Source organism: Tardiphaga sp. OK246 (assembly GCF_900188215.1).
Taxonomy (GTDB): domain Bacteria; phylum Pseudomonadota; class Alphaproteobacteria; order Rhizobiales; family Xanthobacteraceae; genus Tardiphaga; species Tardiphaga robiniae.
Map to the genome: position 1 here is coordinate 16,263 of NZ_FZOX01000001.1, position 15,765 is coordinate 32,027.

The window sequence follows — 15,765 nt, forward strand, 5'->3', positions numbered from 1 at the left end:
AATGCGAGCTCCCTTAGTGGATCGAACGCAGCGACCGGAACGACCGGGTCTAACAGCTCTGCCGAAGGTCGCACTTCGGGCGGCGGTGCTGGTGGTGGTGGTGCCGGCGGCGGTAACTAGCGCGTGATGCCAGCCAGAAGGAGACCCCGACGATCATCGGGGTCTCCTCTTATGGGTCTTGGTCGCCCACGCCGTTGGCGCGCGCCAAGCACTTTGCCTGCCCAGCGCTAGCCCTATGGCATTCAAGCCTGCGACCATCTTTCAAGGATCTCGGCACAATCTGCCAGTTCGATCTGTAGGTCGAAACGCCGGGCGTATAAGCCAAGCAATGCATCGTGGGTTTCGTCGGCTGAACTGCATATCGCATCTTGGGCAACGATGATGCGGTAGCCCAGATCAACAGCACTCAGGACGGTTGAGAGAACGCAGACGTCCGTCTCCGCGCCGCTCACAATCAAGGTATTGACGTTACCGTCTTGCAGAATATCGTGAAGCCTTCCGTTCGAGAACGCAGAATAGGCAGGCTTGTCGCAGACAATCGCCGGTGGGACATGTCGCTGCAAAGGCGGCATAAGCTCAAGGAGATTGGGGTCCAGATGGTCACGGGTGACCAACCGCCACTTTCGGAAGTAGCTCTGCCACATCCCATTTGCATGCTCGGGCGACACCGGGGGAATAAAGCGGGTAAAGACAGTCCGTGTGGGGTCACGTTCGACGAGGCTTTCCACCGCCGACATGACACGTTCGAGCCAAGGTGTCGGCCAAGGCCCTTCGGGACCGAACAGCTTCTGCATGTCCAGACACAGGTGCACTGCCCGATTGGTGTCTATTCTTGACCGGAGCTCGCCCATCTCAAGTCCACGTCCTGCGAAGTCTCTTGTAAGTCCACCAGCAAGAACCTGCGGTCGCCGCCCACGCAAGAGATGCCAGCGCCAGGCTGCTCCAGGGAGCCGCGGCATTTACCAGGAAGACCGTGAGAGCGAACGCAACCAGGCCCATGCTTCCCAGAGCCGCTCCAGCAGCGTCGAGCGCAGCGGCATCTTCACCACGCCTCTTGCCCTGCAGGCCAATTTCCGTTTTGCGGCGCCTTTCGTGCGACTCGACCAGCGTGGCACTGGCGCAAAGCATGGCCGGAAATGCCAGGAATAGACCTCCGACGCCCGGACCCCAACGTGTGCCGATCAGGCCCGTTATTGCAGTCACTGCTCCGCCCAGCAGGAACCGGACGATGTATTCGTACCAGCGACCATCGCTCAACGACGAGAATGAGACTCGAACAAGCATTCAGCCCACCATCCCATAGAGGCCAAACGCGACTACCAGCCACAGGGGAAATCCGAGCAGAGTAACAGATAGAACTGACAACCCGGTGCGTTTGAGTAGATGGCACGTCACGAAGCTGAACACGAGAAGCGCCATAGCACCGGCTACCATCGAAGCGGCCTGCGTGGTGACGTAATCCACTCCGTGCCTGGAGATCGCAAGCGCGAGCGAAACCAGGGCCACCGACGGCGCGGCGCCGAAAAGCCCCGCGAAGGATTTGGGCCGCAACAGGTCTCCGATTAACGCGAAAATCGACACAGCCGCTCCTCCGACGAAAAACCGGACGACGTAGTCCGTCATGACGGCGTCGCCCCCCTGCCGTAGCCGGTCCAGCGCCTCAACAGCCGGTCGATCAGATAACCGCCCGCGAAACCCGCGACCACATCGCTCGTCCAATGCGCGAGGACATAGATCCTCGTCAGCGAGATACCGACCGCAGCCGTCCAGGTGAGCTCGCGATACGGCTGATCGAATGAAGAAGCTGCGCTTGCGAGAGCCCCCATATGCATCGCATGCCCCGAGGGGAACGCATCATTCGGGCGGCCCGAGACCGGCACTCCGTGTAGATGGCCAACAACGGTGAGTCTGTCCGGCCGACGTTGATTGAAAACATGCTTCAGCGCATGTGGCACTATGGTCGTAACCACCGAGGCCGCTAGAAAATGTGTACCGACGGTTCGTATCTGAGGGGAACGTTTACGCGATAGGAGCCAGAAGGCCGCCGCAGCAATAATAAGAATATGCTCGTCTGCGCCCCACGTGAGAGCTCCGGCCACTTGTTCGCTTGCGGCATGCGCATGCCGAACGGCGGTTGCTGCCACCTCGCGATCAAGGAGAGTGGGTGGTACCATTATTGGCCGCATGGCATCTCCATATGACACCTAGATAACAGGCACTCTAAACCCTGATCATGCAGCCAGGTTCCGCTCCTTATGCAGACCCCTCTCCGCGAATGTCTCGTATTTTACAGCCGAGCACGGTCGCTGTTAAAGCGCAGCCGATGCTATTCGCCAGAACGATGATCCAGTCGCCCTTGAGCAGACCGTATGCGATCCAGAGACCGAGGCCCGATGTCAGCACCACAAGCATCTTGAGCGACAGATCGTTGGTCGAGCCCCGCGGTAATGCTTTCCGGACCTGTGGAAGGTACGAAAGCGAAGTCAGAACAGCGGAGAGGCCTCCCACCCACGGCAAAATGCTGGACAACGATGAGACCCCACTGCTTGGTAGCGAAACGCCCGATCCGCTTAGATGAACGGTTTACCGCCTGTAACGGCGATCGTGGCCCCGGAAACGTAGCTTGAGAGTGGATCGGCGAGCATCACGTAGGCGGTTGCAAGCTCTGCGGGTTGCCCGGGACGTTGCATCGGCGTCTGCTTGCCGAAATTTCTCACCGCTTCGTCCGGCATGGTAGATGGAATGAGCGGCGTCCAAATTGGTCCCGGCGCCACCGCGTTGGCGCGGATCCCCTTATCAGCCAGCATTTGCGCCAACCCGCCGGTGAAATTCTGAATGGCCCCCTTCGTCGTTGCATAGGCCAGTAAGGTTGGGTTCGGCGTGTCCGAATTGACCGACGCCGTATTGATGATCGCACTTCCGGGCTTCATGTGAGGCACGGCGGCCCTTGTCAGGTAGAACATTGCATAGATGTTCGTCCTGAACGTCAGGTCCCACTCGTCATCGGAAATGTCGCCGATGTCCTTGAAGGTCGCTTGATGCGCCGCATTGTTCACGAGAACGTCGATCCCGCCTAACTCCGTTACCGCCGTATCGATAATTACGTCGCAATGGCGCCGATGCTGGATGTCGCCTGCGACCATTATGGCCTTGCGGCCTTCGTGCTCGATCAAAGCTTTCGCCTCGAGCGCATCCTCGGTCTCATCAAGATAAGAAATCAAAACGTCGGCACCTTCGCGTGCGTACGCCAACGCAACAGCGCGGCCGATCCCGCTGTCGCCACCGGTGATTACCGCTCTCATGCCCTGCAATCGACCGGCCCCCTTGTAACTGCTCTCGCCATGATCGGGACGAGGCTGCATGGCCTCCGTTCGGCCCGGCATTGGTTGTTTCTGGGAAGCAAACGGAGGCGCGGGATAAGAATGGCGCATGAACCGACTCCTACATAAGTACTAAACCGAAAACGCTTGATTTGATGCAGCGTTCCGCCCGTGGCGACATCGCTCTGCCCCAACAACGAAGGGGCGCTTGGGCAGCGCTCTTTCTACTCTGGCATCGGTTTCGGGTCTTCGTCGCCAGGCGCATCGCTTTCGAGCTCGCTTTTGGCCTGGTGCCAGAAGTCATCGGCCTTACCTTCCGGGCGACCTTCCCTTTCCCAAAGCTTGTGAGCGTACTCTCGGATCTCTTCTTCAGAGTATCGGGGCATCGGCCTCTCCTCAAAAATGGAAAACTGCGGCAGCGGAACAGCCGTGACGGCGATAGTATCGATCGCTATAGTTGCCTTTGCGCTCAAGACGCCACTTAGTGACCAGTTCCCCGCCCAAGAATATTTCCGCTAGGACAATTGCTTCCGAATGAACCTTGTTCGCGCGACAAAGCGCTGTTCACCAAAAAAGGGGACTCGCATGGCTTTTCGCGCATCCATCAGCCAGCTTTTTTGGCCGCCCCTCACACCTGAAGCTGTCGAGCGCGCGAAGCAGCCTGATGCCTCGATGGACGAGTTCTTCCGGCTACTACATACCAACGGCTATGACAGCAAAATCTCCGCCACGTTTGGAGCCATGGCAGGTCCATCGGAACGGCCATCATGCGAACAGGATGCTCAACACTCAAAACAGGAAGGAATGCAAGTCGTTGCTGACAGGCGGCACCCGATCGGCGTCTCCAAACGGGTACGCAACCACCATCTGACCGACGGCTAGGTTTTGAAAAACAGGAAATATACCACGGCAAAGGCGGTCACAACCAAGCCGACGCTCCAAACCAAAACGTTGCGAACGGACGGCCCTGGCTCGGCGCCGCGTGCTTTACGCGCCGACTTTACTTCGGCGCCATCTTCATCTTGTCCCAATTCAGATCCTTTCACGAAGTTGAGACATCCCCTTAATTTGTTGCGCCGCCAAGCGCCGTCTTGTTTCCGGCTTCGCTGCTCGGGGCGCTGACATGCACCTCGTGTCCCTGACGGATCGCAAGGGATGCTGCGGCGACGGCCGCTTCGAAAGCAGACTCCTTGGTCAAAAATTTCCCTTCCACGTCTCCATCGTGCAGAACGCCCCAGCCATCGTTAGATTCGATGACCGCATAAGTTGCTAAACCCATAGTGTCCTCCGGAATAACTGTCGGTCACAAGCCACTGCTAAATTCATGTCTGCCAAAAGCGTCGTTCTCGGCGATCTCAAGGGCAGCCGGCCTAATCATCGTCGCTGCGCCAGTGCCCGGCCAATAAGAAATGCTGCCAACAACATGCCGAGCGGAGCTTCGCGCGTAAGCTTGCTCAGTATATCGAGCGGCTTGCCGGGCTTTTTGCCTTCCTCGATTACTTCTCCAATTGTCGATGCGGCGGTTTTGACACCATCTGCCACAGTGGCTTTCAGATCAGACAATTGGTCAATTACAGATGGCGTGTCTTGATCGGCCATGGCGCATCCTCGTCAGGTGGTTGCACAAGCACTCACGAAGAGAGTTGTTCCCGGTCCGCGATCATTTCCGCGCATTGAAAGCCTGGTCCGGCGGTCCGCGTCGCACCCCGCTGCCAACTTTCGGAGAGGCGGACGTGATGTCGTGGTCAAAGAAATTCTTGGAACCGATCGTGCTACCCAACGGTAACAAGCTAGCCACGCTGCTGGAGGCCGGAACCTATATCATGTGCTTGCCGAAGCAAGCACATGTGACGCTGCCGTGGCAGAACGCGATGCACGTTTTCGTCGTAGGCACTGGGTATGGCGGTCCGGTCGACTTACCCCGCGTTGCCATGATGAAGGCGCTTTTCCTGAAAGGAGCATTGATTTATCACTCGGTCCACAGGACCCAAAGTGCACAACAGCGGCAAATTGGTGAGGGATTGATGAACACGCCCGATGTCGACACCGCATTGCGCGCGCTTGAAGATGCGAGGCGCATTCTTGGACAATACATCGATCCCGGCCCGCAAGATCCGGAGGGGACGCTTGAACGCTGGTTGGCAGTCCTGGACCGGGAGGATTTAGTGAAGGCCTTCGATCGGATCAACCGAAGACGAGTGATTAGGCGCTCGTGGAATAGAAACGGTGCGAGCTTTCGGCGCCGGCCTCGTCACCAACCGCGAAATAGCCGTTTGGTCGATGTCTGCATTCATTACGATATAGATGCAATTAACCCTTAATCATCTCTCTCTTCCAAAACCTTCCTGAGCGAACTTACATAGCTCCAGATCAGTCCGCTGGACGCATAGTCGAGGGTTGTCCGGCCGCCGAGCCCCATCTCAATCATTCTCGTCACGACGGTGGTGCCGAAGCCGCGATGCGCGGGCGCCTTCACCTCAGGGCCGCCTCGCTCCTCCCATCGAATATGAAAGCCTTGATCGGTCTTTTCATAGTCGGCCCCCCATGTGATCTCGATCGCGCCATGATCCGTCGAAAGCGCGCCATACTTGACCGCGTTGGTCGACAACTCATGAACGGCCATCCCGATTGACTGTGCAGCGGAAGGCGACAGTTGCAATGACGGTCCTTCGACGGCGATACGGCTTTGAACGAGGTCGCCAAAATGAGCGAGCTGGCCGCGAACAAGCTCCAGAACCCCGATGCTCCGCCATTGGTTCTCGACGAGCAGATCCTGGTTGACGGCCAGCGCCTGCACTCTGTTCGAAAAATTTCGAACAAAATCCGGGCCACTCGAATAGGCCGTCTGTTGCGCAACGGCCAATACGACGCTCAGAAGATTCTTCGAGCGATGATTGACTTCGTTCATCAGAAGGCGATTCAGACGTTCCGCCTGCATGATCGCTTCCGTCCGTTCGGCGACGCGTTGTTCCAGCGTGTCGTTCAATTCGCTCAATTGCGCCTGGATGAGACGCCGTTCAGCGACTTCGCCAGACAACGCACGGTTCGCGCTCTCCAGCTGGCGCTGTTTGAGATGCAATTCAACAAGGACGCTCACTTTTGAACGCAAGATCGAGGGATTGATGGGCTTGAGCAGATAGTCGACGGCACCGTTGTCATAGCCTTCAATGACGTGTTCGTCTTCGTTGTAGAACGCGGTGAGGAAGATGATCGGGATCTCGGCGGTCTTCTTGCGCTCCTTGATCATCTGGGCGAGTTCAAAACCGGTGACGCCGGGCATCTGCACATCAAGGATCAGCACCGCAAACTCTTCCCGCAGCAACGCCAGAAGCGCATCCTGGGCGGATCCTCCCTTGACCAGACGATATCTCGGATCGGTTAGGACGGTTTCGAGGACGGTCAGATTCTTGGGCTCGTCATCGACGATCAGGATATTGACGACGTCGAGGGCGGCAGCCACCGGCCGTGGCGCACCCACTTGGCTCACGGATTGACGATCGCCAGAAAGCTCCGGAACGCTCATCCTTTTGCTCCGACAGAGGTTCCGCAGACCAAGACTCGTTCACCTGCAAGGCCGACCGCACTCATCGGTAAAGCCACACGCGCATGAAGGACAGAAGCTGGTCGGTGTTGACAGGTTTGGAGATGTAATCGCTCGCACCGGCCTCGAGACATTTCTCCCGGTCGCCCTTCATCGCCTTGGCGGTGAGCGCCAAAATAGGCAGGGTTCGAAACTCTGGAAGGCTCCGTATATTCCGGATCGTCTCGTATCCGTCCATTTCCGGCATCATGATGTCCATCAGAACCAGGCTAATATCCGGTGTGGTGCGAATGAGCTCGATGGCGTCCCGGCCTTTGGTGGTGCTGAGCACGTCGACGTCGTGATTTTCCAGCAGCGACGTGAGCGCGAAAATATTGCGCGCATCGTCGTCGACAACCAACACCTTGCGGCCACGGAGAATCTCCATCGAACCGTGCAGCCGTTCGAGCATGGCCTGCTTCTCTTTGGGCAGATCGGTGATCACGCGATGGAGAAACAGCGCCGTTTCATCCAGTAGCCGCTCGGGCGATTGAACGTCCTTCAGCACGATGCTCTTGGCCATAGCCCGTAGCTGCGCCTGTTCCTTCGCGCTCAGATCCTTACCGGTGAAAACCACCACGGGCACCTTCGACAGAGCCGCATCTGCGTGCAGCTTCTCCAGGAGTTCGAAACCCGTCATGTCCGGCAGCCGCAGATCGAGCACCACGCAGTCAAACGGATGATCCTGCATCGCGCGCAGTGCATCCACACCGGTCGCGGCCGTCACCAGTTCGATGTCCTTGTCGTTCAGAAGCTCCACGATCGACTTCCGCTCGATGTCGTCATCCTCGACGACCAGTAACCGCTTGGTGCGCGGCGCTGTGAATTTCTTCAGCCGGTCGAAGGCCATTTCAAGGCCGTCTGTGGTCGGCTCCTTGACCAGATAGGCGAAGGCGCCATGTGACAGCCCGTGCTGGCGCTCCTCATCGAGCGTGATGATCTGCACCGGAATATGGCGCGTGACCGGATCGAGTTTCAGCTGATTGAGCACCGTCCAGCCCAGCATATCCGGCAGGAAGATATCGAGCGAGATCGCCATCGGCCTGTAGCGACGGGCAAGCGCCAGCGCGACGCTGCCCCGATTGCCGATGACACCCTTGAAACCCTTGTCGCGCGCAAGGCCCAGCAGGATGCGCGCGTAGTGAACGTCGTCCTCGACAATCAGGAGAACGGGATCTCCCTCCTGCACGATGTCGCGATCATCCTCGACATATTCTTCCCGCGCGATCGGCAGTATCTTGAGTTCGCGCGTCAAGGACTGGGCAGACACAGTCGTCTCAGTCAGTTCGGTCTGCGGAATATCGCGCTTGATGAATTTGACAGGTAGATAGAGCGTAAAAGTGCTGCCCTGATCGAACACGCTTGCGAGCTTGATTTCGCCGCCGAGCAGCGCCGCCAATTCGCGGCTGATGGCGAGTCCCAGACCCGTACCACCATAGCGACGCGACGTCCCCGCGTCCGCTTGCTGGAACGCCTCGAAGATCAGCCGCTGCTTGTCGGGCGAAATGCCGATGCCGGTGTCCTCGACCGCAAAAGCGACGACCTGATCCGCCTTGCTGAGGACCGGATGATCGGCAGTCCAGCCCTGCTCCGCAAGCAAAACGCTCATCTGAACGTGACCATGCGCGGTGAACTTGACGGCATTCGACAGCAGGTTCTTGAGGATCTGCTGCAGCCGCTTGTCGTCGCTCTCCATGAAGCGCGGCAAATTGGACGCAAATTCCACGGCAAACGGCAGGCTCTTGGCCTCCGCGACGTGGCGGAAGTTGCGCTCGACATTTTCGCGCAGTCGGCCGAACGGAATTTCCTCGACCTCCACCGTCACGGTGCCAGACTCGATCTTCGACAGATCGAGAATATCGTTGATGAGGTTGAGGAGATCGGAGCCGGACGAATTGATGTTGCGGGAGAACTCGATCTGCCGATCGGACAGGTTGCCGGGCACATTCTCGGCCAGTTGCTGACTGAGAATGAGAATCGAATTGAGCGGCGTCCGCAGCTCGTGGGACATATTGGCGAGGAACTCGGACTTGTATTTCGAGGTCAGCGCGAGTTCGATTGCCTTTTCCTCGAGCGCGTGTCGTGCCTGCTCGACTTCCGTATTCTTGCGCTCCACCTCGGCATTCTGATCGGCAAGCAGCTTCGCCTTGGTGCCGAGTTCTTCATTGGTCTGCTGCAGTTCCGCCTGCCGCGACTGCAGTTCGGCCGTGAGCTGTTGCGATTGCGTCAGCAGTCCTTCGGTGCGCATCGTGGCTTCGATGGTGTTGAAGACGGCGCCGAGATTGAGCGTCAGTTGTTCCAGGAAGGCGAGATTGACGGCGCTGAAGGGCTGCAGCTTCGCCAATTCGATCACGGCCCTCGTCTGCCCCTCAAAGAGAACGGGGAGAACGACAATGCTCACCCGCGTCGCCTTGCCCAGACTGGACGAGATCCCGATGAATTCGGGCGCCACATCGCTGAGCACGATGCTCTTCTTCTCGACGGCACATTGGCCTGCAAGACCCTCGCCCAAAGCGATGGTTTCCGGCAGCCCGTCGCCGCGATGCGCGTAGCTGGAAAGAAGCGTCAGCCTGGTGTCTTCATCGGCGCTGTCCAGATGGTAGATCGTACCCTGATAGGCTTGGATGAGCGGCCCCAATTCGCTCAGAAGAATCTTGCCCACCGTGCTCAGTTCGCGTTGGCCCTGCAGGATGTTGCCGAATTTCGCGAGATTGGTCTTGAGCCAGTCCTGCTCCCTGTTGCTCTCGGTGGTGTCGCGCAGGTTCGAGATCATCGTGTTGAGGTTGTCCTTCAACTCCGAGACTTCACCGCGCGCGTCGACCTGGATCGTCCGCGTCAGGTCACCCTTGGTCACGGCCGTCGCGACTTCGGCGATCGCGCGCACCTGTGTCGTGAGATTCGCCGCCAGCAGGTTCACGTTGCTGGTGAGGTCTTTCCATGTGCCGGCGGCGCCGGGAACGTTGGCCTGGCCGCCGAGCCGCCCGTCGACGCCGACTTCGCGCGCCACGTTAGTCACCTGATCGGCGAAGATCGCGAGCGTATCCGTCATGTTATTGATGGTCTCGCCCAGCGCTGCCACTTCGCCCTTCGCCTGAACGTTCAGGCGCTGGGTGAGATTGCCGTTCGCCACGGCGGTCACGACCTTAACGATGCCGCGGACCTGATCGGTCAGATTCGACGCCATGAAGTTGACGTTGTCGGTGAGATCCTTCCACGTGCCCGCGACACCGGGCACCGCCGCCTGACCGCCCAGTCGACCCTCGGTGCCGACTTCGCGCGCCACGCGCGTCACTTCGCCGGCGAAGGAGTTGAGCTGATCGACCATGGTATTGATGGTGTTCTTCAGCTCCAGGATTTCGCCCTGCACGTCCACGGTGATCTTACGGTTCAGGTCGCCGCGGGCCACCGCCGTGGTCACTTCCGCGATGTTGCGCACCTGGGTGGTCAGGTTGTTCGCCAACCCGTTGACCGTATCCGTCAGGTCCTTCCAGGTGCCGGCGACGCCGGGCACCGCGGCCTGTCCGCCGAGCCGCCCCTCGGTGCCGACCTCGCGCGCCACGCGCGTCACTTCCGACGCAAAGGAACGCAGCTGCTCGACCATCGTGTTGATGGTCTCCTTGAGCTGGAGAATTTCGCCGCGCACGTCGACGGTGATCTTTTTCGACAGGTCACCGCTGGCCACCGCGATGGTAACCTCGGCGATGTTGCGGACCTGGTCGGTCAAGTTCGAGGCCATGTAGTTGACGTTGTCGGTAAGATCCTTCCAGGTGCCGGCGACGCCCGGCACCGCCGCCTGACCGCCGAGCTTGCCTTCGGTGCCCACTTCGCGCGCGACGCGCGTCACTTCCGAGGCAAAGGCCGAGAGCTGATCGACCATGGTGTTCATGGTCTCCTTCAGCTCGAGGATTTCGCCCTTCACGTCCACGGTGATCTTGCGGCTGAGATCGCCGCGCGCGATCGCTGTCGCGACGTCCGCGATGTTACGGACCTGACCGGTCAGGTTATTGGCCATCGAGTTGACGTTGTCGGTGAGATCCTTCCAGGTGCCGGCGACGCCAGGCACATGGGCCTGGCCGCCGAGCTTGCCGTCGGTGCCGACCTCGCGCGCCACGCGGCTGACTTCCGCGGCGAAGGAGCGCAACTGATCGACCATGGTGTTGATGGTCTGCTTCACCTCGAGGATTTCGCCGCGCACGTCGGCCGTGATCTTCTTGGACAGATCGCCATTGGCGACCGCGATGGTGACTTCCGCGATGTTACGCACCTGACCGGTCAGGTTGTTGGCCATCGAGTTGACGTTGTCGGTGAGATCCTTCCAGGTACCGGCGACGCCCGGCACCTGAGCCTGGCCGCCGAGCTTGCCTTCGGTGCCGACTTCGCGCGCCACGCGCGTCACTTCGGAGGCGAAACCGTTGAGCTGATCCACCATCGTATTGATGGTGTCCTTCACCTCGAGGATCTCGCCACGCACATCGGCCGTAATCTTCTTGGACAGATCGCCCCGCGCCACCGCGGTCGTGACCTCGGCGATGTTGCGAACCTGCCCCGTGAGGTTCGACGCCATGAAGTTCACGTTGTCGGTGAGATCCTTCCAGGTGCCGGCGACGCCGGGCACCGCCGCCTGACCGCCGAGCTTGCCTTCGGTGCCGACTTCGCGCGCCACGCGCGTTACCTCGGCCGCGAAGCCGTTGAGCTGATCCACCATGGTATTCATGGTGTTCTTTAGCGCGAGGATTTCGCCCTTCACGTCGACCGTGATCTTGCGCGAGAGGTCGCCATTGGCCACCGCCGTGGCGACGTCTGCAATGTTGCGGACCTGATCGGTCAAGTTCGACGCCATCGAGTTGACGTTGTCGGTGAGATCCTTCCAGGTGCCGGCGACGCCAGGCACTGCCGCTTGGCCGCCGAGCTTGCCTTCGGTGCCGACTTCGCGCGCCACGCGCGTCACTTCGGAGGCGAAACCGTTGAGCTGATCCACCATCGTATTGATGGTGTCCTTCACCTCGAGGATCTCGCCACGCACATCGGCCGTAATCTTCTTGGACAGATCGCCCCGCGCCACCGCGGTCGTGACCTCGGCAATATTGCGGACCTGCCCCGTCAGGTTCGAGGCCATGAAGTTCACGTTGTCGGTGAGATCCTTCCACGTGCCGGCGACGCCGGGCACAGCGGCCTGACCGCCGAGCTTGCCTTCGGTGCCGACTTCGCGCGCCACGCGCGTTACCTCGGCCGCAAAGCCGTTGAGCTGGTCCACCATCGTATTGATGGTGTTCTTCAGCTCCAGGATTTCACCCTTGGCATCGACGGTGATCTTGCGCGAGAGGTCGCCGCGCGCCACCGCCGTCGTCACGGTCGCGATATTGCGGACCTGTTCCGTGAGGTTGGTCGCCATCGCGTTGACGGAATCGGTCAGGTCCTTCCACGTGCCGGCCACGCCGGGGACGACAGCCTGACCGCCCAAGCTTCCGTCGGTGCCGACGTCGCGCGCCATGCGCGTCACTTCGGAGGCGAAGGAGCGCAGCTGGTCGACCATCGTGTTGATGGCCTCCTTGAGCTGCAGTATCTCGCCGCGGACGTCGACCGTGATCTTCTTCGATAGATCGCCATTGGCGACGGCGATGGTCACGTCGGCGATGTTGCGGACCTGCGCCGTCAGATTGCCGGCCATCTGGTTCACCGACTCGGTCAATTCCCTCCAGACACCGGAGACGCCCCTCACCTGGGCCTGGCCGCCAAGCTTGCCTTCGGTGCCGACTTCACGCGCGACGCGGGTGACTTCGGACGTAAAGACCGAGAGCTGCTCGATCATCGTATTGACCAGCTTGGCCGACCTCAGAAATTCACCTTTGAGAGGCCTGCCGTCGACTTCCAGTTCCATGGATTGTCCGAGGTCGCCCTTGGCCACCGCGCCAATCGTGCGCGCCACCTCGGTCGTCGGGCGCACCAGATCGTCGAGCAGCGTGTTGATCGAGTCGACCTTTTCGGCCCAGCCTCCCGTGGCGCCCGGCAGTGTCATGCGTTGCTTGAGCCTGCCCTCCTTGCCTACCGTGTCGCTCAGACGCGCAACTTCCCGGGAAATCCGCGCTTCATATGCGACACTATGATTAAAAGCCTCGGCGATCCGACCATCCATGCCGGGCCAGTTCGATGGCAGGCGAACCGAAAAGTCGCCGTCTCGAAAGGCCAGAATGGCGTTGAGAAGCTGTCCCGACCGGAGCGCCACGGCGTCTTCGACAGACACCGTCGCTTTCCCGTTTTTCTTGACGTTTGCGGACTTCTTGCGATCGCGGAAAGTCGTCGTTTCGCTCATCGGCCTCGGCTCGCCCATTTAAAAGTTTCACGGCACACGCTGGTAACAAGATATTGCGGTAGCAGGCTTCTATTTTAGCCACGAGCCACAATCGCGAACAGCCCTTTAGCGGTAAGTAGCTTAGCGGAGCTACCGCTGCGGAACGATATTCCGAATCACAAGGATATGCATGTTCCCCGGCGGTTCAGCGTGATTTAACCGAAAGAGTTTTGCTGCGGGTAGAAAGCCGTGACGATAGCGGGCATGTAATCCCCACTCCACATACTGTTAAGCGATCGAGCTCGGCTTCGCCCCAGAAGCGGACGGCCCGGCCAGGTCAATTTTTGACCCAAAGCAGCCATGAGACTAGCTTTAGCCATTTCCCAACTATTGTGAACGCGGCTAGAATGGTCCAGGGATAGCTGTGTTCCGCCGAATTGGAACAAGGTCTCGGCAGTATTAAGAGGACATGGCAGTGAGCGGCTCTGTGCCTGACGAACCTTTCCCGTTCGGCGGCGGTGAAAATGGCGCTCTTATCCGTGCTCTCGATTGGTCGAACACCGGCTTGGGACCTATTCCGGAGTGGCCCGCAAGTTTGAAGACCACGGTTAGCGTACTGCTGCGCTCACCGGTTCCCATTGTGCTTCTCTGGGGACCGGATGGCATCATGATCTACAATGACGCCTATTCTATTTTTGCCGGAGGACGCCATCCCCTCCTGTTCGGGTCAAAGGTGCGCGAAGGTTGGCCCGAGGTGGCCGACTTCAACGACAACGTCATGAAGACGGGCTTGAGTGGGGGTACGCTCTCGTACCGCAACCAAGAACTTACCCTTCATCGTTCTGGCGTTCCCGAGCAGGTCTGGATGAACCTCGATTACAGCCCAGTGTTGGGCGAGGATGGTCGTCCGGAAGGCGTTCTCGCCGTTGTCGTGGAAACAACCCAACAGGTTTTGGCCGAGCGAGCTTTGGCGATCACGGAGGAGCGACTACGTCAAGCTCTGAACGCTTCTGGGATGGTGGGTACGTTCAGTTGGCATGTACAGTCCGACACCTTCTATTCCGACGCGCGATTTGCTGAGATGTTCTCGGTCGATCCTGCCAAAGGAGATAAGGGCGCCCCGTTGTCGGATTATCTCGCTGGCATTCATCCCGAGGATGTTCGGCGGATCGCCGATGCCGTGAACCACACTGTCCTCACTCAAGAAAAATATGCTCAGGAGTACCGGCTTGTTCAAAAAGACGGGAGCATCCGCTGGGTCGAGGTGCGCGGCGAGTGCCTGTATAGCGAGAATGGCGAGCCGGATCGCTTCGTTGGCGTAGTGGTTGACGTAACCAATCAGAAGAATGCGCAAGAACGTCAACGGCTGCTCGCTTGCGAAGCGGATCACCGAGTAAAGAACATTTTCGCCAATTTCCACGCAATGATTAGCCTGAGTGCTCGGAGTGCTGGAAGCCCAAAGGAGATGGCTCAAGCTCTTCGTGGCCGATTGGACGCGCTGTTACGGGCCAAGGATCTTGTCCGTCCAGGTATCATGGGTACTGAGCACGAGAGCGAGCAGACAACGGTGGACGCGCTGGTGCGCACAGTGTTGCAGCCCTATGACGATGGCTCGCCTGACCGCGTCGTCCTAAGCGGACCCGATGTGCCAGTGGGAGCAAAGGCCGTGACAGGCCTTGCTTTAATGTTGCACGAGACGGCGACGAATGCGGTCAAGTATGGGGCTTTGTCTCGGCCGGGTGGTTCGATCCGTGTCACATGGGACGCAATCGGTGACGACTTCTGTATGGACTGGGACGAAACTGGCGGTCCCGAAATTAATGTGAAACCGCAGGCACGCGGCTTTGGTAGCACTCTCACCGACCGCAGTGTAACCGGAGAACTGGGAGGCCGGATCGAGCACGACTGGCGAAGACATGGTCTTAGGCTAAAGCTGAGTATTCCGCTGGAACGGTTGTTAATCTGAGCGTGCATAAGCTCGCTCCAGTCAGTCCACACAGGCGACAAGAATATTGGGCGCTATCGCGAATGACCCCGACGCCCGCTTTGCGCCAGAAGCTGCCATTCGAACTCAGCCGGCGAACTGTCTAAGAAATTCATGCTTCTTTACAGTTGGCGAACTCTTGAAGCTCGTACGCAGCTGGCGGCGACCCAACTGGCATTTCAGCGGCGGATTGATGGCAGCAGACGCACTACGCCACGTCGTGGCAAAACGCGATGCACGTCTTGATCCAAGCTGCCGAGCACGACGGCCCGATCGAGTTCGCCCGGCTCGGTATGCTGCAGGCACTCTCTTCCCAAAGGGAACGCCTGTCTATCACTCGATCGACAGGGATCCGAAGTGGCGCGCCCGACAAGAACTCACCAGGGATCGGTGATGGAATATCGGCCTACTGAACCACTCTCTCATCGTCTTTCGCGTCCCGACAGGACCAGACCTGATTTTTCCTTGTGGGCTCTGCACGGCGATCCAGCGAGGGCGTGTTAGCACACATACAGACTCCGTCAGAGAGATAGAAGAGCTCGATCGCTCGGCCGTCGCCGCGCCCGCTGCTCAATTCGCCGCTAGCGATTTC

Annotated in this window: 14 protein-coding genes; 3 read left to right on the top strand and 11 right to left on the bottom strand. The window is 59.2% G+C overall.

What is annotated here, in order from left to right:
• Nucleotides 1–242 precede the first annotated feature (242 nt).
• The 6 genes from CHC01_RS00095 to CHC01_RS00125 all read right to left on the bottom strand — a co-directional run bounded on the left by CHC01_RS00095 (nt 243) and on the right by CHC01_RS00125 (nt 3,793).
• Nucleotides 243–851, bottom strand: a complete 609-nt coding sequence (locus CHC01_RS00095) for a cysteine hydrolase family protein (RefSeq protein WP_089261402.1) — start codon at nt 849–851, stop codon at nt 243–245.
• A gap of 433 nt (nt 852–1,284) precedes the next feature.
• Nucleotides 1,285–1,623, bottom strand: coding sequence for a DUF3147 family protein (locus tag CHC01_RS00105; RefSeq protein ID WP_089261406.1), 339 nt, complete (start codon nt 1,621–1,623; stop codon nt 1,285–1,287).
• Nucleotides 1,620–2,186: a phosphatase PAP2 family protein gene (locus CHC01_RS00110; protein WP_089261408.1), complete on the bottom strand. Its 567-nt coding sequence runs from the start codon at nt 2,184–2,186 to the stop codon at nt 1,620–1,622. Before CHC01_RS00110 ends, CHC01_RS00105 begins: the two co-directional genes overlap by 4 nt.
• A 67-nt stretch (nt 2,187–2,253) precedes the next feature.
• On the bottom strand, nt 2,254–2,508 hold the full coding sequence (locus CHC01_RS00115; protein ID WP_244558237.1) for a SemiSWEET family sugar transporter: 255 nt from the start codon (nt 2,506–2,508) through the stop codon (nt 2,254–2,256).
• Nucleotides 2,509–2,570: 62 nt separating this feature from the next.
• A complete protein-coding gene (locus CHC01_RS00120) occupies nt 2,571–3,431 on the bottom strand; it encodes an SDR family oxidoreductase (RefSeq protein ID WP_089261412.1) in 861 nt (286 codons plus the stop codon).
• A gap of 113 nt (nt 3,432–3,544) precedes the next feature.
• Entirely contained in the window at nt 3,545–3,793 is a 249-nt protein-coding gene (locus CHC01_RS00125; protein ID WP_244558169.1) for a DUF2934 domain-containing protein, read from the bottom strand.
• Nucleotides 3,794–3,905: 112 nt separating this feature from the next.
• Between CHC01_RS00125 and CHC01_RS00130 the strand changes: the two genes are divergently transcribed.
• The gene (locus CHC01_RS00130; protein ID WP_089261414.1) at nt 3,906–4,202 is read left to right on the top strand and encodes a hypothetical protein; all 297 of its coding nucleotides are present in this window, start codon (nt 3,906–3,908) and stop codon (nt 4,200–4,202) included.
• Here the strand turns inward: CHC01_RS00130 and CHC01_RS32175 are convergent.
• The 3 genes from CHC01_RS32175 to CHC01_RS00140 form a co-directional block, all read right to left on the bottom strand.
• Nucleotides 4,199–4,366, bottom strand: a complete 168-nt coding sequence (locus CHC01_RS32175) for a hypothetical protein (RefSeq protein ID WP_176454450.1) — start codon at nt 4,364–4,366, stop codon at nt 4,199–4,201. The genes CHC01_RS00130 and CHC01_RS32175 overlap by 4 nt on opposite strands.
• 17 nt (nt 4,367–4,383) lie before the next feature.
• Complete coding sequence (locus CHC01_RS00135; RefSeq protein ID WP_089261416.1) at nt 4,384–4,599, bottom strand: hypothetical protein; 216 nt, start codon at nt 4,597–4,599, stop codon at nt 4,384–4,386.
• A gap of 95 nt (nt 4,600–4,694) precedes the next feature.
• Nucleotides 4,695–4,919 carry a hypothetical protein gene (locus CHC01_RS00140; protein WP_089261418.1) on the bottom strand — a complete coding sequence of 75 codons (225 nt, stop codon included), beginning with the start codon at nt 4,917–4,919 and terminating at the stop codon, nt 4,695–4,697.
• Nucleotides 4,920–4,963: 44 nt separating this feature from the next.
• On the opposite strand from CHC01_RS00140, the gene CHC01_RS00145 reads away from it, so the two are divergent.
• A complete protein-coding gene (locus CHC01_RS00145; protein ID WP_141137007.1) occupies nt 4,964–5,641 on the top strand; it encodes a hypothetical protein in 678 nt (225 codons plus the stop codon).
• Here the strand turns inward: CHC01_RS00145 and CHC01_RS00150 are convergent.
• A complete protein-coding gene (locus CHC01_RS00150; RefSeq protein ID WP_089261422.1) occupies nt 5,638–6,843 on the bottom strand; it encodes a response regulator in 1,206 nt (401 codons plus the stop codon). The two genes, CHC01_RS00145 and CHC01_RS00150, sit on opposite strands and share 4 nt — an antisense overlap.
• A gap of 61 nt (nt 6,844–6,904) precedes the next feature.
• The gene (locus CHC01_RS00155) at nt 6,905–13,210 is read right to left on the bottom strand and encodes a HAMP domain-containing protein (protein WP_089263562.1); all 6,306 of its coding nucleotides are present in this window, start codon (nt 13,208–13,210) and stop codon (nt 6,905–6,907) included.
• Nucleotides 13,211–13,664: 454 nt separating this feature from the next.
• Between CHC01_RS00155 and CHC01_RS00160 the strand changes: the two genes are divergently transcribed.
• Nucleotides 13,665–15,155: a PAS domain-containing HWE histidine kinase family protein gene (locus tag CHC01_RS00160; RefSeq protein WP_176454454.1), complete on the top strand. Its 1,491-nt coding sequence runs from the start codon at nt 13,665–13,667 to the stop codon at nt 15,153–15,155.
• The last annotated feature ends 610 nt before the right edge of the window (nt 15,156–15,765 follow it).

What these genes read in the sequence shown, in the direction of transcription:
- CHC01_RS00095 (WP_089261402.1), bottom strand. Translation starts at nt 851, where the DNA reads ATGGGCGAGCTCCGGTCAAGAATAGACACCAATCGGGCAGTGCACCTG.
- CHC01_RS00105 (WP_089261406.1), bottom strand. Translation starts at nt 1,623, where the DNA reads ATGACGGACTACGTCGTCCGGTTTTTCGTCGGAGGAGCGGCTGTGTCG.
- CHC01_RS00110 (WP_089261408.1), bottom strand. Translation starts at nt 2,186, where the DNA reads ATGCGGCCAATAATGGTACCACCCACTCTCCTTGATCGCGAGGTGGCA.
- CHC01_RS00120 (WP_089261412.1), bottom strand. Translation starts at nt 3,431, where the DNA reads ATGCGCCATTCTTATCCCGCGCCTCCGTTTGCTTCCCAGAAACAACCA.
- CHC01_RS00130 (WP_089261414.1), top strand. Translation starts at nt 3,906, where the DNA reads ATGGCTTTTCGCGCATCCATCAGCCAGCTTTTTTGGCCGCCCCTCACA.
- CHC01_RS00135 (WP_089261416.1), bottom strand. Translation starts at nt 4,599, where the DNA reads ATGGGTTTAGCAACTTATGCGGTCATCGAATCTAACGATGGCTGGGGC.
- CHC01_RS00140 (WP_089261418.1), bottom strand. Translation starts at nt 4,919, where the DNA reads ATGGCCGATCAAGACACGCCATCTGTAATTGACCAATTGTCTGATCTG.
- CHC01_RS00150 (WP_089261422.1), bottom strand. Translation starts at nt 6,843, where the DNA reads ATGAGCGTTCCGGAGCTTTCTGGCGATCGTCAATCCGTGAGCCAAGTG.
- CHC01_RS00155 (WP_089263562.1), bottom strand. Translation starts at nt 13,210, where the DNA reads ATGAGCGAAACGACGACTTTCCGCGATCGCAAGAAGTCCGCAAACGTC.